The sequence below is a fragment of the Allobosea sp. CS1GBMeth4 genome, assembly GCF_900185715.1.
GTDB lineage: Bacteria > Pseudomonadota > Alphaproteobacteria > Rhizobiales > Beijerinckiaceae > Allobosea.
On the sequence record NZ_FYAS01000029.1, the window covers coordinates 19,456 to 39,320 of the forward strand.

A 19,865-nucleotide genomic window follows, 5' to 3' on the forward strand; every position below is an offset into this window, starting at 1 on the left:
CTGTGCGACCCCTCATCCGGCCCTTCGGGCCACCTTCTCCCGCAAGGGGAGAAGGGAGAAGCCGCCTTGCCCTCACACCTGAATCAGCCGCTGCACCTGCGCCCCGTCGAGCTCCGCCATCGGCCCGGACAGCACGACCTCGCCGCGGTCCATCACGAACATCGTGTCGGCGAGGTCGCGGGCGAAGTCGAAATACTGCTCGACCAGCACGATCGCCATGCCGCCCTTGCCGCGCAGATAGTCGATGGCGCGGCCGATATCCTTGATGATCGAGGGCTGGATGCCCTCGGTCGGCTCGTCCAGCACCAGCAGCCTGGGTCGGGTGACCAGCGCCCGCGCGATCGCGAGCTGCTGCTGCTGGCCACCCGAGAGGTCTCCGCCGCGCCGGCCCAGCATGGATTTCAGCACGGGGAAGAGGTCGAACAGCTCGTTCGGGATGAAGCGCTCCTTGCGGGGCAAGGGGGCGAAGCCGGTCTCGAGATTCTCCTTGACCGTCAGCAGCGGGAAGATCTCGCGGCCCTGCGGCACATAGGCGATGCCGGCGCGGGCCCGGTCCTCGCTGCGCAGCGTCGAGATGTCCTCGCCGTCGAGGCGGATATGCCCGCCCGAGATCGGCTGGTGGCCGACGATGGCGCGCATCAGCGAGGTCTTGCCGACGCCGTTGCGGCCCATCACGCAGGTGACCTTGCCGATCTCGGCGCTGACCGAGACTCGGCGCAGCGCCTGGGCGGCGCCGTAATGCAGGTCGATGGCGTCGACGGTCAGCATGGTGCGATGTCTCCGGGCGCCGCGGCCACCAATCCGTCATTGCGAGGAGCGTGACGACGAAACAATCCAGGGGGGCGCAGAGCGCGACCGCCCCTGGATTGCTTCGCTGCGCTCGCTATGACGGTGAGTGGTTCCGTGAAGGGCATTCCGCTCACCGCCCCAGATAGACTTCGACGACGCGCTCATTGGCGCTGACCTGGTCGAGCGGGCCTTCGGCCAGCACCGCGCCCTCGTGCAGCACCGTGACCTTCACGCCGAGCTCGCGGATGAAGCCCATGTCGTGCTCGACCACAATCACGGAATGATCCCTGGCGATCGCCTTGAGCAGCGCCGCGGTCTGCGCCGTCTCGCCATCGGTCATGCCGGCGGCCGGTTCGTCGACGAGCAGCAGCCTGGGATCCTGCGCCAGCAGCATGCCGATCTCGAGCCATTGCTTCTGGCCGTGCGAGAGCGAGCCGGCGAGCCTGTCGCGCTTGTCGGCGAGCTTGATGATGCCGAGAATCTCGTCGATCCGCTTCTGCTGGGCGGCTTGCGTCTGCCAGAACAGCGTCTTCAACACGCTGCGCTTCGATTTCAGCGCCAGCAGGATGTTGTCCTCGATGCTGTGGAAGTCGAACACGGTCGGCTTCTGGAACTTGCGGCCGATGCCGAGATTGGCGATCGCCGCCTCGTCGAGCCGGGTCAGGTCGACCGAGCCGGCGAACATCACCGTGCCCTCGTCCGGCCGGGTCTTGCCGGTGATGATGTCCATCATCGTCGTCTTGCCGGCGCCGTTCGGGCCGATGATCGCGCGCATCTCTCCCGGTTCTATGGTCAGGGATAGTCCGCGTATGGCCTTGAAGCCGTCGAAGGAGACGCTGACGCCATCGAGATAGAGCAGCGAGGACGTCAGTGCGCCGGGTACGGGAGCGTTCATGGCATCACTCCGCCGGCGCCGGCTCTGCCGCCGGCACCGCCTCGGGCTTGCGACGCTTCTCCCACCAGCCCTGGACGGTGCCGAGAATGCCCTTCGGCATGAACAGGGTGACGAGGACGAACAGCGCGCCGAGCGCGAACAGCCAGTACGGCGCCATCAGGCCCGAGGTGAACATGGTCTTGGCCCAGTTGACGACGACGGCGCCGAGCGCCGCGCCGACCAGCGTGCCGCGCCCGCCGACCGCGACCCAGATCACCGTCTCGATCGAGTTGGCCGGGGCGAATTCGCTGGGGTTGATGATGCCGACCTGCGGCACGTAGAGCGCCCCGGCGACGCCGGCCATGCAGGCCGAGACGGTGAAGACGAAGAGCTTGAAGCGGTCGACCCGGTAGCCGAGGAAGCGCGTGCGCGATTCGGCGTCGCGGATCGCGATCACCACCTTGCCGAGCTTGGAGCCGACGATGCCGCGCGCGATCAGGAAGCCGGCGGCGAGCATCGTGCAGGTCGTCGCGAACAGCGCCGCGCGCGTGCCCTGCGCCTGCACGTTGAAGCCGATGATGTCCTTGAAGTCGGTCAGGCCGTTATTGCCGCCGAAGCCCATGTCGTTGCGGAAGAAGGCGAGCAGCAGCGCATAGGTCAGCGCCTGGGTGATGATCGAGAGATAGACGCCGGTGACGCGGCTGCGGAAGGCGAACCAGCCGAAGACGAAGGCGAGCAGGCCGGGGACCAGCAGCACCATCAGCATGGCGAAGGGGAAGGACGAGAAGCCCCACCAGTACCAGGGCAGCTCCTGCCAGTTCAGGAAGACCATGAAATCGGGCAGGATCGGGTTGCCGTAGACGCCGCGCGAGCCGATCTGACGCATCAGATACATGCCCATCGCATAGCCGCCGAGCGCGAAGAAGGCGCCATGGCCGAGCGAGAGGATGCCGCAATAGCCCCAGACCAGGTCGAGCGAGATCGCCAGCAGCGCGTAGCAGAGATATTTGCCCCAGAGCGACATGGTGGCGGTCGAGACATGGAAGGGCGAGCCGGCCGGCACCAGCAGGTTCGCCAGCGGCACCGCGAGGCCGATCGCCGCGACGAGGGCGAGGAAGACATGGCCCCGCTTGTCCATGGTCGAGAAGAGGAAGCGGCCGATCATGCTTCCACCGCCCTGCCCTTCAGCGCGAACAGGCCGCGCGGGCGCTTCTGGATGAACAGGATGATGAAGACCAGCAGCGCGATCTTGCCGAGCACGGCCCCTGCGTAGGGCTCCAATAGCTTGTTGGCGACGCCGAGGCTCATCGCGCTGATCAGCGTGCCCCAGAGATTGCCGACGCCGCCGAAGACCACGACCATGAAACTGTCGATGATGTAGCTCTGCCCGAGATTGGGGCTGACATTGTCGATCTGCGAGAGCGCGACGCCGGCGAGACCCGCCACGCCCGAGCCGAGCCCGAAGGTCAGCGCATCGATCCGGCCGGTGCGGATGCCCATCGCCGAGGCCATGCGCCGGTTCTGGGTCACGGCGCGCATCTGCAGCCCCATCGGCGTCAGCTTCAGGATCGCCAGCAGGGCCGCGAAGACCAGCCCGGCGAAGACGATGATCCAGAGCCGGTTCCAGGTGATCGCGAGCCCGCCGAGCTCGAAGGCGCCGGACATGAAGGCGGGCGCGCCGACCTCGCGATTGGTCGGGCCGAAGGCGGTGCGCACCGCCTGCTGCAGGATCAGGCTGATGCCCCAGGTCGCGAGCAGCGTCTCGAGCGGCCGGCCATAGAGGAAGCGGATGACGCCGCGCTCGATCGCGATGCCGACCGCGCCGGCGACCAGGAAGGCGGCCGGGATCGCGATCGCCAGCGACCAGTCGAACAGGCCGGGCGCATGCGCCCGGATCAGCTCCTGCACCATGAAGGTGGTGTAGGCGCCGAGCATCACCATCTCGCCATGGGCCATGTTGATCACGCCCATCACGCCGAAGGTGATGGCGAGGCCGATCGCCGCGAGCAGCAGCACCGAACCGAGCGAGAGCCCGTACCAGAGGTTCTGCCCGGCCCGCCACAGCGCGAGCTTGCCCTCGATGTCGGAGATGGCGCGCGCCTGCGCGTCCCTGAGCCCCGGCGAGGCATCGCCCGGCAGCGCCCGCAGCGTCGCCAGCGCGTCCTGGTCGCCGCGCTCGCGCAGCACGTCGACGGCGGCGATCCGGTCGAAGGGCGGCGCGTCGGTCTTGGCGATCAGGATCGCGGCCTGCGCCTCGCGCAGCGCCCGGCGTGCCCGGTCGTTGCTTTCCTTGGCGATGGCGGCTTCGAGCACCGGCAGCACCGAGACGTCGCGGGCCCGGAACACCGCCTCGGCTGCCGCGACCCGCTTGCCGGGATCGGGATTGATCAGCCCGAGGCTGCCGAGCGCGCCCTGGACCGCCCGCCGCACATTGTTGTTGAGCCTGACCGGGCTGAGCCCGGTCGGCGCAGCTGCGAGCGCCTGCCCGGTTCTGGCGTCGAGGAAACCGCCCTCCTTCGTCTTCACCGCGACCGTGCCGCCGCCGGCGAGCAGCCGCCCATCGGCCAGCGCCTCGATGATGACGCCCGCGTTCGGATGCGCGCCCTGGACGAGGATGTCGATGGCGCGCGCCGTGTCCGAGAAGCTGTCGGCGCTGAAGCGCGCGAAGGCATCGTCGGCGCTCTGCGCGAGCGCTGCGGCCGGCGCGGCCAGCAGAGCCACGACGATGGCCAGCAGGCGCAAGAAGGAGAAAAAGCGCATCAGCTCGTTTCTGTGTGGATGCTCAGGCGTCGTGGATGGCTCAGGCGTCCCGGTGAGGCATGGGATCGTTCGCCTATGGGCGACGGCAAGATTCGAAGGGCGGCCGGGCGTTGATCGTCCGTGCCGCCCTCCCCCCTCTTAGCTCAGGCGCCGCCGCACTTGCCGGTCTTGACGTTGAAGTTGCCGCACTTCTTCTCGACCCAGTCGCCGATCAGGTCCTTGGAGCCGTCGAGCTCCTTCGACCAGGCGTCGCCGGGCACGAGATCGGTCTTGGAGACCACGTCGAACTGGCCGTCGGCCTTGATCTCGCCGATGAAGACCGGCTTGGTGATGTGGTGGTTCGGCAGCATCTTCGAGACGCCGCCGGTCAGGTTCGGTGCCTCGATGCCGGGCAGCGCGTCGATCACCTTGTCCGGATCGGTGCTCTTGGCCTTCTCGACCGCCTTGACCCACATGTTGAAGCCGATGACATGGGCTTCCATCGGGTCGTTGGTCACCGCCTTGTCCGACTTCTTGAAGGCCTTCCACTGCTTGATGAAGGCGTCGTTCGCCGGCGTCTTGACCGACTGGAAGTAGTTCCAGGCGGCGAGATGGCCGACCAGCGGCTTGGTGTCGATGCCGGCCAGCTCCTCCTCGCCGACCGAGAAGGCGACGACGGGGATGTCGGTCGCCTTGATGCCCTGGTTGCCGAGTTCCTTGTAGAACGGCACGTTGGCGTCGCCGTTGATCGTCGAGACCACGGCGGTCTTCTTGCCGGCCGAGCCGAACTTCTTGATGTCGGAGACGATGGTCTGCCAGTCGGAATGGCCGAAGGGCGTGTAGTTGATCAGGATGTCCTCCTTCTTCACGCCCTTGGCGAGAAGATAGGCCTCCAGGATCTTGTTGGTCGTGCGCGGGTAGACATAATCGGTGCCGGCGAGCACCCAGCGCTGCACCTTCTCCTCCTTGGCGAGGTAGTCGACCGCCGGGATCGCCTGCTGGTTCGGGGCGGCGCCGGTGTAGAAGACGTTGCGCTCGCTCTCCTCGCCCTCGTACTGGACCGGATAGAACAGGATCGAGTTCAGCTCCTTGAACACCGGGAGCACCGATTTGCGCGACACCGAGGTCCAGCAGCCGAACACGGCCGCGACCTTGTCCTTGACGATCAGCTCGCGCGCCTTCTCGGCGAAGAGCGGCCAGTTCGAGGCCGGGTCGACCACGACGGCCTCGAGCTTCTTGCCGAGCACGCCGCCCTTCTTGTTCTGCTCCTCGATGAGCATGAGCATGACGTCCTTCAACGTCGTCTCCGAGATCGCCATCGTGCCCGACAGCGAATGCAGGATGCCGACCTTGATCGTCTCTTGCGCCGCCGCCGGCGGCAGCGTGGAAAGAAGCGTGGCGCCGGCGAAAGCGGCGCCCATGACCGCGCGACGAGTGAGTTTCACTGCGATGTCCCCTGAGGTCCCTGTTGACCGCGCCCTTGCCGGGCGCCGGCGGCCTTTTCGGCTGGCTGTCATGATCGCAAGCCACGTGCCAACCCGGCGCTCCGCCGCCGCGACGGCGCAACAAGCCGGGTTCGAGGCGCCGCGCGAGGCGATTTCCTGCGGAACGCGGCGCATCTCGCGCAAGGATCATGCTTGCAGGGTCGGCATGATCAGATAATGGGCAGATCGGCCGCCTACAAATGAGGCAAACGATCCGCGCCGCCTCTTACTGCCTGATCTCATTGCAGCGGCAGGAGTTGTGGGCCGCCGAATCTTTGCCGTTTACGCCGCGCTTGGAATCACCCTAGCCTTCTCTCGTCGGTAACAACTGAAAGGAGGTGATCCAGTGTCTCATTGTCATCAACCGCTGTCGCGGGTGCTGCATGGCCTGGACTCGTCCCATGAGGGGTTCGGTTGCGCGTGAGTTTCCGTGACGCCTAGCCCTGTTACCGGGGCTGCGGTTCGGCAATGGAAGGGCTGCCCGCAAGGGCGGCCCTTCTCCGTTTCGGAGGCGGCGCGGCGGCCGCGCCTCCGTGTCGGCCCCGCCTGCGGGTAGCAGTTCTGCACAGGCCGTTCTGGCGCCCCCGGCCGCGGCATGGCAGAAACCCTCCATGTCCCTTGCGCCCAGCCGCCGCTGACGAGGCCCGAGCCCTTGTCCCGTCCCGACTCCGACGCCACCCGCGACGCCGTCCTCGCCTTCATCGAGGAGGAGCGCGCGGCCGGCCGCGAGCCCGGCCGGCGCGACATCGCCAAGGCCTTCCGGCTCGATGCCGGCGGCAAGATCTGGCTCAAGCGCCTGCTGCGCGAGCTCGAACTGGCGGAGAACGGCGGATCGAGCCCGGTCAAGCCGCATGCCGCCCTCCCCGCAGTGCTGCTCTGCGAGGTCAAGTCGCGCGACCGCGAGGGCGATCTCGTCGCGGTCCCGCCCGAATGGAACGAGGCCGACCAGGGCGAGACGCCGAAAATCCTGATCGAGCGCCAGCGCGAGTTCCGCCGTAAGCCGAAGACCGCGGCCGCCGCCGCGCCCGGCATCGGCGACCAGGTCTTGCTCAAGCTGACGAAGCTGCGCGGCGTCGAAGGCTATCAATGGTCCGGCCGCGTCCTCAAGGTGATGGGCAAGGCGAAGGCCCAGGTGCTCGGCATCTTCCGTGCCCTCCCCGACGGCTCCGGCCGACTCGTGCCGGTCGACAAGAAGGCGCAGGGGCGCGAGGCGCTGGTGCCGAAGAGCCAGACCGGCGGGGCGCAGGACGGCGATCTCGTCTCGGTCTCCTTCGCCCGCGAGAGCCGTTTCGGCCCGCCGCAGGCGCGGGTCCGCGAGCGCCTCGGCTCGCTGAAATCCGAGCGCGCCGTCTCGCTGATCGCGATCCACGCCCACGGCATCCCCAGCGAGTTCCAGCCGGCGACGCTCGCCGAAGCGGAGGCGGCCGGCGCCGCCACCCTCGCCGGCCGCGAGGACTGGCGCGCCTTGCCGCTGATCACCATCGATCCGGCCGACGCCAAGGACCATGACGACGCCGTCCATGCCGCGCCGGACGAGGATCCCGACAATCGCGGCGGCCATGTCGTCACCGTCGCCATCGCCGACGTCGCCTCCTATGTCCGCCCCGGCTCGTCGCTCGACCGCGAGGCGCTGGAGCGCGGCAACGCGGTCTATTTTCCCGACCGGGTCGTGCCGATGCTGCCGGAGCGGATATCGAACGATCTCTGCTCGCTGCGCCAGGCCGAGGACCGGCCGGCCCTGGCCGTCCGCCTCGTCCTCAAGGCCGACGGCACCAAGAAGAGCCATTCCTTCCACCGCATCATGATGCGCTCGGCGGCGAAGCTGTCCTACCAGCAGGCGCAGGCGGCGATCGACGGCAGGCCGGACGACGTCGCCGGCCCGATCCGCGACGCCATCCTGATGCCGCTCTGGGCCGCCTACGGCTCGGCCGCCCGCGCCCGCGACGCCCGCCAGCCGCTCGATCTCGACCTGCCCGAACGCAAGCTGATCCTCGACGCCGACGGCAAGGTCACCCGCGTGATCGTGCCCGAGCGCCTCGCCGCCCACAGGCTGATCGAGGAGTTCATGATCCTCGCCAACGTCGCCGCCGCGGAGACGCTGGAGCGGGCGAAGAGCCATCTGATCTATCGCTGCCATGACGAGCCCTCGCTCGAGAAGATGCGGGCGCTCGGCGAGGTGCTGGCCTCGATCGGCATCAAGCTGCCGAAGGACGGCGCGCTCAGGCCCGTGCTGTTCAACCGCATCCTCGCCATGCTCAAGGGCTCGGAGAACGAGCTCCTGATCAACGAGGTGGTGCTGCGGACCCAGGCGCAGGCCGAATACGTCGCCGAGAATTACGGGCATTTCGGCCTGAACCTGCGCCGCTACGCCCATTTCACCTCGCCGATCCGCCGCTATGCCGATCTGGTCGTGCATCGCGCCCTGGTCGCGGCGCTGGGGCTCGGCGAGGACGGCCTGCCGAAATCGGTCGCGCTCGGCGAGCTGCGCGAGATCGCGACGCGGATCTCGGCGGCGGAACGGCGCGCCATGGCGGCCGAGCGCGAGACCACCGACCGGCTGATCGCGCATTTCCTCGCCGACCGGATCGGCGCCAGCTTCGACGGGCGCATCGCCGGGCTCAATCGCGCCGGCCTCTTCGTCAAGCTCGACGACACCGGCGCCGACGGCTTCATCCCGGCCTCGACGCTGGGCGCCGACTACTACCGGCATGACGAGCGCAGCCATGCGCTGGTCGGCGACCGCACTGGCGAGAGCTGGCGCCTCGGCGACCGCGTCCATGTCCGCCTGGTCGAGGCGGCGCCGGTCGCCGGCGCGCTCCGATTCGAATTGCTCACGGAAGGCAGGCCCGCGACATCCGACCGCTCTGGCAAAAGGTCACGGCCTCCTTTACCTATCGGGCGAAAGAAGGGCCGGCCCCTGCCCGCACGATCGGGCCGCAAGCGTTAGAGCAGGCTGCGGAAACGTGGAAACCGGTTTTTCGCATGAAGCCTGCTCTCTCTTGGCGAGGGGCGGATTCAGACATCGGATGGAAGCGCCCCGCTTCGATCCGACGTCGTTCGGCTCTGGGCCCCGCACAGCGAAGATTCCCCATGTCCATTCATTGTCATGAACCCAAGCCGGTCCAGGCGCGCGACTGGCGCCAGGCGATGCGCCGCGGGCTCCTCGGCCGTTGCCCGCATTGCGGCAAGGGCCGGCTGTTCCGCGGCTTCCTGAAGCCGGTCGATTCCTGCGCGGCCTGCGGCGAGACCCTGCACCATCAGCGCGCCGACGACCTGCCGCCCTATATCGTGATCACCATCGTCGGCCATGTCGTCGTCGGCGGCATCGTGCTCGCCGAGAAATACGGCGACTGGTCGATCGCCCAGCATTTCTGGGTCTGGCTGCCGCTGACCATCGGGCTCAGCCTCGGGCTGATGCAGCCGGCCAAGGGCGCGGTGATCGGCCTGCAATGGGCCCTGCGCATGCACGGTTTCGGCGGCGCCATGCCCAAGCCCGGGATGCAGCCCGCGATGAAGCCGGTGGGCGGCCGATGAGCGATCATACCGTCACCCTGACCCAGGCGGAGCGGGTCCGCACCGCCTTCAACCAGCGCCCACGCGACGCCGCCACCATGCTGATCCTCGACCATTCGGGGAAGAAGCCCAGGGTGTTGATGGGCAAGCGCCATCCCGGCCACAAGTTCATGCCGGGCAAATACGTCTTCCCGGGCGGCCGCATCGAGCCGGGCGACCGGCGCATGGCCGCGACGGGCGCCCTCGCCGGCCCCTGCGAGCAGCGCCTGCTCGCCCGCTGCGTCCGCCCGAGCGTCCAGCGCGGCCGTGCCCTGGCGCTCGCCGCCATCCGCGAGACCTTCGAGGAGACCGGCCTGATCTTCGGCAGCGCCGATTACGGCGCGCCCGAAAATCCGCCCGAGGGCGTCTGGGCCGATTTCGCGACGCGCGGCGTCTTCCCCGACCTCGGCGCCGTCACCTTCGTCGCCCGGGCCATCACCCCGCCGCGGCGGCCGAAGCGCTTCGACACCCGCTTCTTCACCGTCGACGCGCGCGCCGTCGCCGGCAAGGTCGAGGGCATCGTCGGGCCCGATTCGGAGCTGGTCGACCTGGTCTCGGTCACCTTCGACGAGGCGCGCGAGCTCGACCTGCCGACCATCACCAAGGTGATCATCGCCGAGGTCGAGGAGCGGCTGAAGGCCGGTTTCGGCCAGCATCTGCCGGTGCCGTTCTATTGGGAGAAGCGCGGCAGCTTCGTGCGGGAGCTGCTCTGAGCGCCCCGGGCGCGGGAAAAACCGGAGCCGCGCCCGATAATCCTTGACTTGCCCGTCCCGATACGGCATTCCCCGCCCATCGGATTGCCGGGGTCGCCCCGGCCGTTTTGTTTTTGCGAGGGCCGAAGGCGGCCCGTTCTGTTCGAGGGCTCCGCCATGGCCAAGGCCGTGACCATCAAGATCAAGCTCGTCTCGACGGCGGACACCGGGTACTTCTACGTGACCAAGAAGAACTCGCGCACGATGACCGAGAAGATGTCGAAGAAGAAGTACGACCCGGTCGCGCGCAAGCACGTCGAGTTCAAGGAAACCAAGATCAAGTAAGGGTTCTCGCCCGGCCGCTTGATCGATGTGAGGGGCCGCCGGTTTCCGGCGGCTTTTTCATGTGCGCCGCCGCCGCCCGATCAGAACGACGGCTTCGGCACGAACAGGCAGAACGGCTTCTGCGACGGGGCGATCACGGTGCCCGTCAGCATCCCGCCGCTGCGGCAGACGTGGAAGCGCCCGTCCATCGAGACGCGCGTATCCCGCTCCGCCACGAAATGCCCGTCATGGGTGAGATAACCGCCCGGGACGATGCGCGGGTCGGGCTCGCGGGCATCGGCGTCGAGGCCCATCGGCCAGCAGTCGCGGTCGCTGCAGCAATCGTAAGGATACCAGCTATGCGCGTGGACAGGCCCTCCGCCCCACGGCAGCAGCGCGAGGCAGAGCGCCGATGCGATGAGACGCATGGGTCGCTCCTGGGTGAGGATGTCAGGCCAGCATCTTCGCAGCCGAATGGCAGGGCATGCGAATCGTCGTCAGATTAGCATGAGACGACGATGGTTAATGGGGCCTTACGTCGCCTGAGCGCCCAAAGTTTGGCCAGTATTGCCGCTTTGGACGCCCGACGAGGTCAACGCCGCCGCCGCTCTCCGGTTCCACGCGGCGGCTCTGGCCTTGGCTGCCGCGATCTCTTACGGTGCCGGCGCGATGCGGCCCGCCGCCCGATCCGCAGGAGCCCTTCGGTGAGCAACGGTCCCGATCCGGTCGAACCGCGCCCGCGCTCCGGCGGGCTGGTGCGCGGTTTCCTGCGCCTGATCGTCGAGGTCGACGAGTCGCGGCGCTGGATGTACCGGCTCCGTGCGGCTCTGCTGCTTCTGCTGCTGCTCGCCGGCTTCGGCGTCCTCGGCTACTGGGTGCCGGAGCTGATCGGCCGCCGTCTGCGCTGATCGCAAACCGCCGCGGCCGGCCTCGCCGAAGACGAGGTGGCCGGCCGACGACGGGGCTGAGGAGGCCAGGATCCCGCCATCGGCCGGCCGAGCCCAGCGGCGACCCAGGAGATGCGGCGGAACCTGGGTTTCCGAAGGGCGTTCCGGACGGCTGCCTGTGCAGCCGTTCTCTTGGGACCCACCCTACGTCGAAGCCCTCCCGAATCAATCGAATACGATTGATTCACCAATATTCATCGATGCTTAACCCTACTTGGAAACCTTACTGGCCAAGCAGCGGCGCCGTCCTCGGGTCCGGCGGGCTTCTCACGCCGCGTGGGCGACGATGACGCGGTTGCGCCCGCCGGCCTTCGCCAGATAGACCGCCTCGTCCGCCCGCTTCATCATCTCGACCGGGCCGAGATCGCCGGCGCGCCGGCTGGCGACGCCGATCGACACCGTCACGGCGATGCTCCGCTCGCCACGCTGGATCTGGAAGGGCTCGTCCTCGACACGCTGCCGGATCCGCTCCGCCACCGCACGCGCCGCGTCGAGCGCGGTGTCGGGCAGGACCACGACGATCTCCTCGCCGCCCATGCGCGCCACCAGGTCGATGCCGCGCGTGCAGGTGCGCACCCGGTCGGCGAATTCGCGCAGCACCTCGTCCCCGGCATCGTGCCCCCAGCTGTCGTTGACCGCCTTGAAGCGGTCGACGTCGAGCACCAGCAGCGAGAGCGGCCGCGCCCGCAGCGCCGACTCGTCGAACAGGACGGACAGGCGGCTGTCGAGATAGCGGCGGTTGTGCAGCCCGGTGAGCTGATCCATCACCGCCATTTCCATCGAGGACTGCACGCTGTCGCGCAGCCGCTCGGTGAAGCGCTTGCGGCGGACCAGCGTCCGGGCGCGCGCCAGCAATTCGTTGCGGTCGATCGGCCGGACCAGGAAGTCGTGCGCGCCGATCTCGAGCCCGCGCAGCACGCGGGCGCGGTCCTCGGCCTCGCCGAGCATCAGCACCGAAAGATTGCGGGTCCGCTCGAGCGAGCGCAGCTGGCTGCAGAGCCGCAGGCCGTCATAGTTCTGCAGATCGAGGCTCACCAGCACGATCTCGAAATCGCCCTCGGCCGCGCGGGCCAGCGCCGTCTGCGCATCGGGCTCGGTTTCGATCGAATGGAAGGCCGAGAGCGCCTGGCTCAGGCGCTGGGCGATCAGGGGCCGGTCCTCGATCAGCAGGACGCGGCCGTTCAGTCCGGTCTCGGCGGCGGCGGCGGCCAGCGGATCGGCGATGCCGAGATGGCGCGAGGCCAGCGCCCGCTGACGCAATTCGTCGGTGACCGATTTGAGCCTGACCAGGCTGCGCACGCGCGCGAACAGCGCGGTGTCGTCGATCGGCTTGGTCAGGAAGTCGTCGGCCCCGGCGTCGAGCCCCTTCAGCCGGTCGCTGGGCTGGTCGAGCGCGGTCACCATCACGACCGGGATATGGGCGGTGCCGGCGCTGTTCTTCAGCCGCCGGCAGACCTCGAAGCCGTTCATGCCGGGCATCATCACGTCGAGCAGGACGATGTCGGCCTCGCCGCGTTCGCAGATCGCCAGCGCCTCGATTCCGTTCGTCGCGGTGACGACGTCGAAATATTCGGCGCTGAGCTTGGCCTCCAGCAGCTTCACATTGGCGGCGATGTCGTCGACGACCAGGACCCGTGCGGACATGGTTCAGCGTGTCCTCTCAGGCGGCGCCGACATAGGCGCGGACCGTGTCGAGGAACTTGCCGACCGAGATCGGCTTCGAGATATAGGCCTCGCAGCCGCCTTCCCGGATTCGCTCCTCGTCGCCCTTCATCGCGAAGGCGGTGACCGCGATCACCGGGATCGCCTTCAGCGCGTCGTCCTCCTTGATCCACTTCGTCACCTCCAGCCCCGATACCTCGGGCAGCTGGATGTCCATCAGGATCAGGTCGGGCCGGTGCGTGCGGGCCAATTCGATCGCCTCGATGCCGTCGGCGGTCTTGAGCGTCGCGTAGCCATGCGCCTCCAACAGGTCGTTGAAGAGCTTCATGTTGAGCTCATTGTCCTCGACGATCAGAACCGTCTTTGCCATCTGTCCCCCAACGCCGCCCGGCCGGAGATCCGACGAGGCGGATTCCCGAGGCCGGCGGCCGTGTTCAGTGCTAGGTCTAGCACGCGAGCCGTTGACGAAACGCAAACCCGAAACCAGACTCACCGGTCATAGATAGCCATGCCGCACCCGATCACCAGTGAGGAAGCCGAAACGCTGGCGCTCAGGGCGCTCGCCTTCCTGGCCTCGGAACCGGAACGCCTGGAACCGTTTCTGGCTGCCACCGGCCTCGGTCCAGCCACTCTGCGCGGCGCGGCGCAGGAGCCCGGCTTCCTGCTCGGCGTGCTCGACCATCTCTGCGCCAGCGAATCGTTGCTGCTCGAATTTGCCGGAAATCTGGGCCTGAATCCGGACATGGTCGTGCAGGCGCGCGAGATTCTGGCCGGCCCGCCCGAAGCCTTCGAGCCGTGAGCGTCCCGGCCGGCCCGGCGATCTCCCAACGGGCGCTCTGCCGCGACTGCCTGCGCGACCATGACGAGGCGCATGCGCCGGCCGGCCTTCGTCGCTGCCCCGCCTGCGGCTCGCCGCGGCTGCTGCGCCATGACGAGCGCGACAGCCTCCACCTCGCCCATATCGACTGCGACGCCTTCTACGCGGCGATCGAGAAGCGGGACGACCCGTCGCTGCTCGACAAGCCGGTGATCATCGGCGGCGGCAAGCGCGGCGTGGTCTCGACCTGCTGCTACATCGCCCGCATGTCGGGCGTGCGCTCGGCCATGCCGATGTTCAAGGCGCTGAAGGCCTGCCCGGAGGCGGTGGTGATCAAGCCGGACATGGCGAAATACGTCGCCATAGGCCGCCAGGTCCGCCGGCTGATGCAGGAGCTGACGCCACTGGTCGAGCCGATCTCGATCGACGAGGCCTTTCTCGACCTCGGCGGCACCGAGCGGCTCCATCACGCCAGCCCGGCGCTGACCCTCGCCCGCTTCCAGCGCCGGATCGAAGACGAGGTCGGCATCACCATCTCGGTCGGGCTGTCCTACGCCAAGTTCCTCGCCAAGGTCGCCTCCGACCTCGACAAGCCGCGCGGCTTCTCGATCATCGGCAAGGCCGAGGCCGTCGCCTTCCTCGCCCCGCAGCCCGTCGGCATGATCCCCGGTATCGGCCAGGCCGGGGCGGCGAAGCTCGCACAGGCCGGCTTCCGCAGCATCGGCGACCTCGCCAAGGCCGAGATCGCGACGCTGTACCGGCTGGTCGGCAAGGACGGGCCGCGCCTGAAGAACCTCGCGCTCGGCATCGACCCGCGCGAGGTGACGATCGGGCACGAGGCCAAGACGGTCTCGTCCGAGACGACGCTCGATGTCGACCTCGCCCGCTTCGAGGAGCTGGAACCGATCCTCTGGCGCCTGTGCGAGAAGACCTCGCGGCGCCTGAAGGCGCAGGAGCTGGCCGGGCGCACCGTCACCCTCAAGCTCAAGACCCACGATTTCCACATCATCACGCGCGCCGCGCGCCTGTCCGAGCCGAGCCAGCTCGCCGCCCGGCTCTTCTCGGCCGGGCGCGACCTGCTCCGGCGCGAATGCACCGGACCGCGCTACCGGCTGATCGGCATCGGCATGAGCGATTTCTCCGATCCGGCCGAGGCCGATCGCGGCGACCTCGCCGACCTCCAGACCCCGAAGCTGAAGGCGATGGAGACCGCCCTCGACAAGGTCCGCGCCAGGTTCGGCGACGCCGCGATCGAGAAGGGGCTGTCGCTGCGCGACAACCGGCGCTCAAGATCACGTCGCATTTTGACGTAATCGTCAAAATGCGAAAATCGTGATCGACTCTTAAAGTTTAAAGCATTGCTTACGCGAAAAACCGGTGTCCACTTTTTCGCGCAATGCTTTATTTCGCGCAATCGCCCGCGGGAAGCAGATCCAGACGGGTGAGCGTGCCGCGCAGCGCGAACGAGCCGTAATCGAGCCGGATCGCGCCGGTGACGCCGTTCTCGTAGAGCTCGAAGGAGACCGTGTAGGCCGGTGTGCTCTCGCCCGAGCCGACCTTGAAATAGGAGATCGTCACCGGCCAGCGGGCGAGCTTCTCGAATTCCGGTTTGCGCAACGGCGCCTCGGCCGGCTGCGTCGTGATCTTGCGGCCGATCACCGAGAGCGTGTCGTAGACCTCCTTGCCGGAATTGGCGCCGTCATAGAGGCGGACGTTGAGGGTGCTCTGCCCGGCCCGCGCCGCCTTGATCACCGCCTTCATCTGCTCGTTCGGGAACATCGCCATGCCGGTCTCGCGATGCGTCTCGGGCTTCGGCGCGCGCAGCTGCACCTCGTAGCCGGCCTCGGCCTTCTTGGCGGTGCCGTCGACGATATCGGGCGGCGAGCCGGCGGTCGAGCTTTCGGTCTTGAAGCGATAGCTCCTGGCGTCCCCCTCCTCGAAGCTCGTGGTGCGGGCGTCGATCACCCGCGGGCCGCCGTCGCTGGTGAGCTCGGTCACCTGCCGGAAGGAGAGCGCGTAGCCGTCGCAGGCATCGCCCGAGAAGTCGAAGGCGATGCGGCCGCGCGCCGTGGTGATGTCGCGTGACGGCTTGCCGTCGTCGAGCACGAGGTCATAGACGGCCCGGTGCGGCACCAGCACGACCCGCTCCGCCGGGCTTTGCGCCCAGGCGCCGGTGGCTGCCATGATCGCCAGGCCTGCGATCCCGCCGCGATACCTCTTCATGCCGGTCCTCGATTCGCGCTTCCGATTGGGCCGCCCTGCAGCCCCGCGAATCTAGGTGCATCGCGGCAATGGCGCAAACAAGGCGGGGCGCGCGGGCGTGCCGCCTGACCCGCCCTGCTCGGCAGGCGCATCGGCCACGCCGCGCCGCGCTTGCGACCCGCCCTGCCATCGGCGATGAAAGGCTCCTGTCCAGCACAGGCCGGGAGCCTCTCATCATGAACGCCGTCGACACCAAGCTCGCCGCCCTCGGCATCACCCTGCCCGCCCCGGCCGCCCCGGTCGCGAACTACGTGCCCTATGTGATCAGCGGCAACCTGCTGGTCATCTCCGGCCAGCTCTGCTTCGGCCTCGACGGCAAGCTCTCCGACCACCACAAGGGCAAGCTCGGTGCCGAGATCTTCAACGAGGCCGGGCTCGAGGCCGCGAGGCTCTGCGCCATCAACGTGCTCGCCCAGGCCAAGGCCGCGCTCGGCGGCGACCTCGGCCGGATCGTGCGCTGCGTCCGCCTCGGCGGCTTCATCAACGCCACGCCGCATTTCGCCGCACTGCCGGCGATCATGAACGGCGCCTCCGACTTCATGGTCGAGGTGCTCGGCGATGCCGGCCGCCATGCCCGCTCGACCGTCGGCGTCGCCAACCTGCCGGCCGACGCCGCCGTCGAGGTCGAAGCCATCTTCGAGATCGCCTGATGCCGGCCGAAGCCTGGCTCACCGCGCGCCCGATCGCGCATCGCGGACTGCACGACGCCGCCGGCGGCGTGATCGAGAACTCGCTCTCGGCCGCCGCGGCCGCCATCGCCGGCAATTTCGCCATCGAATGCGACGTCCAGCTCAGCGCCGACGAGGACGCCGTCGTCTTCCACGACTTCACCCTCGACCGCCTGACGGAGGAGAGCGGCCGTGTCGATGCCCGGAAAGCTGCAGAGCTGGCGCAGATCGGGCTCAGGGGCGCGAGCGACCGCATCCCGACGCTGACCGGCTTCCTCGGTGCGATCGGCGGGCGGACGCCGCTGGTGATCGAGGTCAAGAGCCGCTTCGACGGCGACCTGCGGCTGGCGAAGCGCACCGCGCAGATCCTCGCCGGCCACAAGGGCCAGCCGATCGTGCTGAAATCCTTCGATCCGGTGATCGTCGCCGCCCTGCGCGAGCTCGCGCCCGGCTTCGCCCGCGGCATCGTCGCGATGAACGAGTACGGCTACGCCGACTACGACCACCTCTCGGCCGCGCAGAAGCACGCGCTCGCCAACCTCCTGCATTTCGAGGAGAGCCGGCCCGACTTCGTCTCCTGGAAGGTCGCAGACCTGCCCTGCGCCGCGCCCTTCCTCTGCCGCAAGCCGCTGGGGTTGCCATTGATGAGCTGGACGGTGCGGACGCCCGAAGACCGGGCGCGAGCGGCCGAGCATGCCGACCAGATGGTCTTCGAGGGCTTCCTGCCTTGAGCGAAACCGGTCTGCGCGAGGGCCTCAGAGTCCGCGTCGCGACCTCGTTGAAGAGTGTCCCGGCCGCGGACTGGGACGCCTGTGCCAATCCCGGCGCCGGTGGGTATTCCCTTCCCCCCGCTTGCGGTGGGGAAGGGTTAGGGATGGGGGGCCGGAAAGCAGGGCTCCGGACTTCTTCCAGTTCTCACCAAGCGGCACTGCCCCCCACCCAACCCTCCCCACCGCAAGCGGGGGGAGGGCTTGAGCCGGACCCCGACAACCCCTTCGTTTCCCACGCTTTTCTGCGTGCGCTGGAAGAGAGCGGCTGTGTCGGCGGCCGCACCGGCTGGTCGCCCGCCTATCTCCTGGTCGAGGATGCGGACGACCGCCTGATCGCCGCTGCGCCCTCCTTCGTGAAGGGTCACAGCCAGGGCGAATACGTCTTCGACCACAGCTGGGCCGAGGCCTATATGCGCGCCGGCGGCCGCTACTATCCGAAGATCCAGGTCGCCGCCCCGTTCACGCCCGCCACCGGCCCGCGCCTGCTCGTCGCCGAAGGGCCGCGGGTTGCCGAGGCGCGCGCGGCCCTGATCGCCGGTCTGGAGGCGCTGCGCGAGCAGGTCCGCGGCTCGTCCGTGCACGTCACCTTCGCTCAGGAGCCGGACATGGCGGCGCTGCTCGAGGCCGGTTTCCTCGAGCGCCACGACATCCAGTTCCACTGGCGCAACGATGGCTTCGGCAGCTATGACGACTTCCTCGGCGAGCTCGCCTCGCGCAAGCGCAAGGCGCTGAAGCGCGAGCGCCGCGAGGCGCTCTCCGCCGGCATCGAGGTCGCGGTCCTCTCCGGTCCGGAACTCACCGAGAGCGTCTGGGACGACTTCTTCGGCTTCTACGAGGACACCGGCTCGCGCAAATGGGGCCGGCCCTATCTCAACCGCCGCTTCTTCTCCGAGATCGGGGAGCGCATGGGCGAGCGCGTCGTGCTGATGCTCGCCCGCCGCGCCGGCCGCAACATCGCCGGCGCCATCAATTTCCGCGGCGGCAACACGCTCTATGGCCGCAACTGGGGCTGCATCGAGGATCACCCCTTCCTGCATTTCGAGCTCTGCTATCACCAGGCCATCGACTATGCGATCGCGCACGGCCTGGCCCGCGTCGAGGCCGGCGCCCAGGGCGAGCACAAGCTGGCCCGCGGCTACCGGCCGGTGATCACCCGCTCGGCCCATCTCCTCGCCGATCCCGGCCTCGCCCGCGCCGTCGCCGCCTACCTGCCCGGCGAGCGCCGCGAGATCGCCGCCGCCTGCGCCGCCCTTGCGCGGGAGGGCCCCTTCCGCAAGGCTGGCGAGCAATGACCTCCCCTCGAACCATCGGGATATGCGCTGATGACCGCCTATGATCCGAACAACATCTTCGCCAAGATCCTGCGCGGCGAATTGCCGGCCCACCGCGTCTACGAGGACGACCGGGCCCTCGCCTTCCTCGACATCATGCCGCGCGCGGCCGGCCACACGCTGGTGATCCCGAAGAACCCGGCCCGCAATCTCCTCGACGTCGATCCCGCCGATCTCGGCCATGTCGCGACGGTCGCGCAGCGCATCGCCCGGGCGCAGATGAAGGCCTTCGCCGCCGACGGCATCACCCTGCAGCAGTTCAACGAGACCGCCGGCGGCCAGGTCGTCTTCCACCTGCATGTCCACGTCATCCCGCGCCATGACGGGGTCGCCCTGCGGCCGCCGGCGACCTACAAGGCGAGCCAGGACGAGCTCGCCGCCGCCGCCGACAAAATTCGGGATGCGCTGAAAAATCTCTGAGGGGCATGTCACGCGGGCGCCGGCTGCCTCGTCCTGTCTTCGTCGCCACCCGATGGAGAGAACGATGACCCAGCGCCTCAACGCCTTCCAGACCGCCCCCGACGCCTACAAGGCCATGCTCGGGCTGCAGGAGTATGTGAACCAGTCGAAGCTGGAGCACAGCCTGCAGGAGCTGGTGAAGATCCGCGCCTCGCAGATCAATCGCTGCGCCTATTGCCTGCACATGCACATGGCCGACGCCCGCAAGGCCGGCGAGAGCGAGGCCCGCATCGCCCTGCTCAGCGCCTGGGAGGAATCCGAGCTCTACACCCCGCGCGAGCGCGCCGCTCTGCGCTGGACCGAGGAGCTGACGAAGCTTGCCGAGCGCAGCCCGAGTGACGAGGCCTTCGCCGAGCTGCGCGAGCACTTCAGCGAGCAGGAATGCGTCGACCTCTCGGTCGCGATCGGCATGATCAACGTCTGGAACCGGATCAATTGCGGCTTCCGCACCCGGCATCCGAACGACCGCCGCCGCGAGAGCGCCGCGGCCTGACG

General features: G+C 68.4%; 21 protein-coding genes. 12 read left to right on the plus strand and 9 right to left on the minus strand.

Annotated elements, in window-relative coordinates; translation table 11 throughout:
• Window positions 1-72 precede the first annotated feature (72 nt).
• The 5 genes from urtE to urtA all read right to left on the minus strand — a co-directional run bounded on the left by urtE (window position 73) and on the right by urtA (window position 5,823).
• Window positions 73-768: an urea ABC transporter ATP-binding subunit UrtE gene (gene urtE, locus CS1GBM4_RS17185; protein WP_186419960.1), complete on the minus strand. Its 696-nt coding sequence runs from the start codon at window positions 766-768 to the stop codon at window positions 73-75.
• Window positions 769-919: 151 nt separating this feature from the next.
• On the minus strand, window positions 920-1,684 hold the full coding sequence (gene urtD / locus CS1GBM4_RS17190; protein ID WP_186419961.1) for an urea ABC transporter ATP-binding protein UrtD: 765 nt from the start codon (window positions 1,682-1,684) through the stop codon (window positions 920-922).
• Window positions 1,685-1,688: 4 nt separating this feature from the next.
• On the minus strand, window positions 1,689-2,828 hold the full coding sequence (urtC, locus tag CS1GBM4_RS17195) for an urea ABC transporter permease subunit UrtC (RefSeq protein WP_186419962.1): 1,140 nt from the start codon (window positions 2,826-2,828) through the stop codon (window positions 1,689-1,691).
• Window positions 2,825-4,423, minus strand: a complete 1,599-nt coding sequence (gene urtB, locus CS1GBM4_RS17200; protein ID WP_186419963.1) for an urea ABC transporter permease subunit UrtB — start codon at window positions 4,421-4,423, stop codon at window positions 2,825-2,827. Before urtB ends, urtC begins: the two co-directional genes overlap by 4 nt.
• Before the next feature lie 143 nt (window positions 4,424-4,566).
• Window positions 4,567-5,823, minus strand: coding sequence for an urea ABC transporter substrate-binding protein (gene urtA / locus CS1GBM4_RS17205; protein WP_186419991.1), 1,257 nt, complete (start codon window positions 5,821-5,823; stop codon window positions 4,567-4,569).
• Window positions 5,824-6,481: 658 nt separating this feature from the next.
• Between urtA and rnr the strand changes: the two genes are divergently transcribed.
• From rnr to rpmG, 4 genes are all read left to right on the plus strand, one after another.
• On the plus strand, window positions 6,482-8,833 hold the full coding sequence (rnr, locus tag CS1GBM4_RS17210; RefSeq protein WP_186419964.1) for a ribonuclease R: 2,352 nt from the start codon (window positions 6,482-6,484) through the stop codon (window positions 8,831-8,833).
• 143 nt (window positions 8,834-8,976) lie between these two features.
• On the plus strand, window positions 8,977-9,420 hold the full coding sequence (locus tag CS1GBM4_RS17215; RefSeq protein ID WP_186419965.1) for a DUF983 domain-containing protein: 444 nt from the start codon (window positions 8,977-8,979) through the stop codon (window positions 9,418-9,420).
• Window positions 9,417-10,151, plus strand: coding sequence for an NUDIX hydrolase (locus CS1GBM4_RS17220; protein ID WP_186419966.1), 735 nt, complete (start codon window positions 9,417-9,419; stop codon window positions 10,149-10,151). The genes CS1GBM4_RS17215 and CS1GBM4_RS17220 overlap by 4 nt, the downstream gene beginning before the upstream one ends.
• Before the next feature lie 156 nt (window positions 10,152-10,307).
• Window positions 10,308-10,475 carry a 50S ribosomal protein L33 gene (gene rpmG / locus CS1GBM4_RS17225; protein ID WP_186419967.1) on the plus strand — a complete coding sequence of 56 codons (168 nt, stop codon included), beginning with the start codon at window positions 10,308-10,310 and terminating at the stop codon, window positions 10,473-10,475.
• Between the two features lie 80 nt (window positions 10,476-10,555).
• Here the strand turns inward: rpmG and CS1GBM4_RS24660 are convergent, their stop codons facing one another.
• Window positions 10,556-10,882 carry a hypothetical protein gene (locus CS1GBM4_RS24660; protein WP_244607281.1) on the minus strand — a complete coding sequence of 109 codons (327 nt, stop codon included), beginning with the start codon at window positions 10,880-10,882 and terminating at the stop codon, window positions 10,556-10,558.
• A 276-nt stretch (window positions 10,883-11,158) separates the two neighbouring features.
• Here CS1GBM4_RS24660 and CS1GBM4_RS17235 point away from each other — a divergent pair, with 276 nt between their 5' ends.
• Complete coding sequence (locus CS1GBM4_RS17235) at window positions 11,159-11,362, plus strand: hypothetical protein (protein ID WP_186419968.1); 204 nt, start codon at window positions 11,159-11,161, stop codon at window positions 11,360-11,362.
• Window positions 11,363-11,668: 306 nt separating this feature from the next.
• On the opposite strand, the gene CS1GBM4_RS17240 is transcribed toward CS1GBM4_RS17235, so the two are convergent.
• Window positions 11,669-13,045: a PleD family two-component system response regulator gene (locus CS1GBM4_RS17240; RefSeq protein WP_186419969.1), complete on the minus strand. Its 1,377-nt coding sequence runs from the start codon at window positions 13,043-13,045 to the stop codon at window positions 11,669-11,671.
• Window positions 13,046-13,061: 16 nt separating this feature from the next.
• Complete coding sequence (locus tag CS1GBM4_RS17245; RefSeq protein WP_186419970.1) at window positions 13,062-13,433, minus strand: response regulator; 372 nt, start codon at window positions 13,431-13,433, stop codon at window positions 13,062-13,064.
• A gap of 138 nt (window positions 13,434-13,571) precedes the next feature.
• Between CS1GBM4_RS17245 and CS1GBM4_RS17250 the strand changes: the two genes are divergently transcribed.
• Together CS1GBM4_RS17250 and CS1GBM4_RS17255 are read left to right on the plus strand one after the other, a co-directional pair.
• Window positions 13,572-13,862 carry a DUF3572 domain-containing protein gene (locus tag CS1GBM4_RS17250; RefSeq protein WP_186419971.1) on the plus strand — a complete coding sequence of 97 codons (291 nt, stop codon included), beginning with the start codon at window positions 13,572-13,574 and terminating at the stop codon, window positions 13,860-13,862.
• Window positions 13,859-15,193: a DNA polymerase IV gene (locus CS1GBM4_RS17255; protein WP_280177731.1), complete on the plus strand. Its 1,335-nt coding sequence runs from the start codon at window positions 13,859-13,861 to the stop codon at window positions 15,191-15,193. Before CS1GBM4_RS17250 ends, CS1GBM4_RS17255 begins: the two co-directional genes overlap by 4 nt.
• 88 nt (window positions 15,194-15,281) lie before the next feature.
• On the opposite strand, the gene CS1GBM4_RS17260 is transcribed toward CS1GBM4_RS17255, so the two are convergent.
• Entirely contained in the window at window positions 15,282-16,103 is an 822-nt protein-coding gene (locus tag CS1GBM4_RS17260) for a cell envelope integrity EipB family protein (protein ID WP_186419972.1), read from the minus strand.
• A gap of 215 nt (window positions 16,104-16,318) precedes the next feature.
• Between CS1GBM4_RS17260 and CS1GBM4_RS17265 the strand changes: the two genes are divergently transcribed.
• The 5 genes from CS1GBM4_RS17265 (at window position 16,319) to CS1GBM4_RS17285 (ending at window position 19,863) form a co-directional block, all read left to right on the plus strand.
• Window positions 16,319-16,792: a RidA family protein gene (locus tag CS1GBM4_RS17265; protein WP_186419973.1), complete on the plus strand. Its 474-nt coding sequence runs from the start codon at window positions 16,319-16,321 to the stop codon at window positions 16,790-16,792.
• Complete coding sequence (locus CS1GBM4_RS17270) at window positions 16,792-17,541, plus strand: glycerophosphodiester phosphodiesterase family protein (RefSeq protein ID WP_186419974.1); 750 nt, start codon at window positions 16,792-16,794, stop codon at window positions 17,539-17,541. The genes CS1GBM4_RS17265 and CS1GBM4_RS17270 overlap by 1 nt, the downstream gene beginning before the upstream one ends.
• A 143-nt stretch (window positions 17,542-17,684) precedes the next feature.
• The gene (locus tag CS1GBM4_RS17275) at window positions 17,685-18,872 is read left to right on the plus strand and encodes a GNAT family N-acetyltransferase (protein WP_186419975.1); all 1,188 of its coding nucleotides are present in this window, start codon (window positions 17,685-17,687) and stop codon (window positions 18,870-18,872) included.
• A 30-nt stretch (window positions 18,873-18,902) separates the two neighbouring features.
• On the plus strand, window positions 18,903-19,331 hold the full coding sequence (locus tag CS1GBM4_RS17280) for an HIT family protein (RefSeq protein ID WP_186419976.1): 429 nt from the start codon (window positions 18,903-18,905) through the stop codon (window positions 19,329-19,331).
• 64 nt (window positions 19,332-19,395) lie between these two features.
• Window positions 19,396-19,863: a carboxymuconolactone decarboxylase family protein gene (locus CS1GBM4_RS17285; protein ID WP_186419977.1), complete on the plus strand. Its 468-nt coding sequence runs from the start codon at window positions 19,396-19,398 to the stop codon at window positions 19,861-19,863.
• Window positions 19,864-19,865 lie beyond the last annotated feature (2 nt).

What these genes read in the sequence shown, in the direction of transcription:
- urtE (WP_186419960.1), bottom strand. Translation starts at nt 768, where the DNA reads ATGCTGACCGTCGACGCCATCGACCTGCATTACGGCGCCGCCCAGGCG.
- urtD (WP_186419961.1), bottom strand. Translation starts at nt 1,684, where the DNA reads ATGAACGCTCCCGTACCCGGCGCACTGACGTCCTCGCTGCTCTATCTC.
- urtC (WP_186419962.1), bottom strand. Translation starts at nt 2,828, where the DNA reads ATGATCGGCCGCTTCCTCTTCTCGACCATGGACAAGCGGGGCCATGTC.
- urtB (WP_186419963.1), bottom strand. Translation starts at nt 4,423, where the DNA reads ATGCGCTTTTTCTCCTTCTTGCGCCTGCTGGCCATCGTCGTGGCTCTG.
- urtA (WP_186419991.1), bottom strand. Translation starts at nt 5,823, where the DNA reads ATGGGCGCCGCTTTCGCCGGCGCCACGCTTCTTTCCACGCTGCCGCCG.
- rnr (WP_186419964.1), top strand. Translation starts at nt 6,482, where the DNA reads ATGGCAGAAACCCTCCATGTCCCTTGCGCCCAGCCGCCGCTGACGAGG.
- CS1GBM4_RS17215 (WP_186419965.1), top strand. Translation starts at nt 8,977, where the DNA reads ATGTCCATTCATTGTCATGAACCCAAGCCGGTCCAGGCGCGCGACTGG.
- CS1GBM4_RS17220 (WP_186419966.1), top strand. Translation starts at nt 9,417, where the DNA reads ATGAGCGATCATACCGTCACCCTGACCCAGGCGGAGCGGGTCCGCACC.
- rpmG (WP_186419967.1), top strand. Translation starts at nt 10,308, where the DNA reads ATGGCCAAGGCCGTGACCATCAAGATCAAGCTCGTCTCGACGGCGGAC.
- CS1GBM4_RS24660 (WP_244607281.1), bottom strand. Translation starts at nt 10,882, where the DNA reads ATGCGTCTCATCGCATCGGCGCTCTGCCTCGCGCTGCTGCCGTGGGGC.
- CS1GBM4_RS17240 (WP_186419969.1), bottom strand. Translation starts at nt 13,045, where the DNA reads ATGTCCGCACGGGTCCTGGTCGTCGACGACATCGCCGCCAATGTGAAG.
- CS1GBM4_RS17245 (WP_186419970.1), bottom strand. Translation starts at nt 13,433, where the DNA reads ATGGCAAAGACGGTTCTGATCGTCGAGGACAATGAGCTCAACATGAAG.
- CS1GBM4_RS17250 (WP_186419971.1), top strand. Translation starts at nt 13,572, where the DNA reads ATGCCGCACCCGATCACCAGTGAGGAAGCCGAAACGCTGGCGCTCAGG.
- CS1GBM4_RS17260 (WP_186419972.1), bottom strand. Translation starts at nt 16,103, where the DNA reads ATGAAGAGGTATCGCGGCGGGATCGCAGGCCTGGCGATCATGGCAGCC.
- CS1GBM4_RS17265 (WP_186419973.1), top strand. Translation starts at nt 16,319, where the DNA reads ATGAACGCCGTCGACACCAAGCTCGCCGCCCTCGGCATCACCCTGCCC.
- CS1GBM4_RS17270 (WP_186419974.1), top strand. Translation starts at nt 16,792, where the DNA reads ATGCCGGCCGAAGCCTGGCTCACCGCGCGCCCGATCGCGCATCGCGGA.
- CS1GBM4_RS17275 (WP_186419975.1), top strand. Translation starts at nt 17,685, where the DNA reads ATGGGGGGCCGGAAAGCAGGGCTCCGGACTTCTTCCAGTTCTCACCAA.
- CS1GBM4_RS17280 (WP_186419976.1), top strand. Translation starts at nt 18,903, where the DNA reads ATGACCGCCTATGATCCGAACAACATCTTCGCCAAGATCCTGCGCGGC.
- CS1GBM4_RS17285 (WP_186419977.1), top strand. Translation starts at nt 19,396, where the DNA reads ATGACCCAGCGCCTCAACGCCTTCCAGACCGCCCCCGACGCCTACAAG.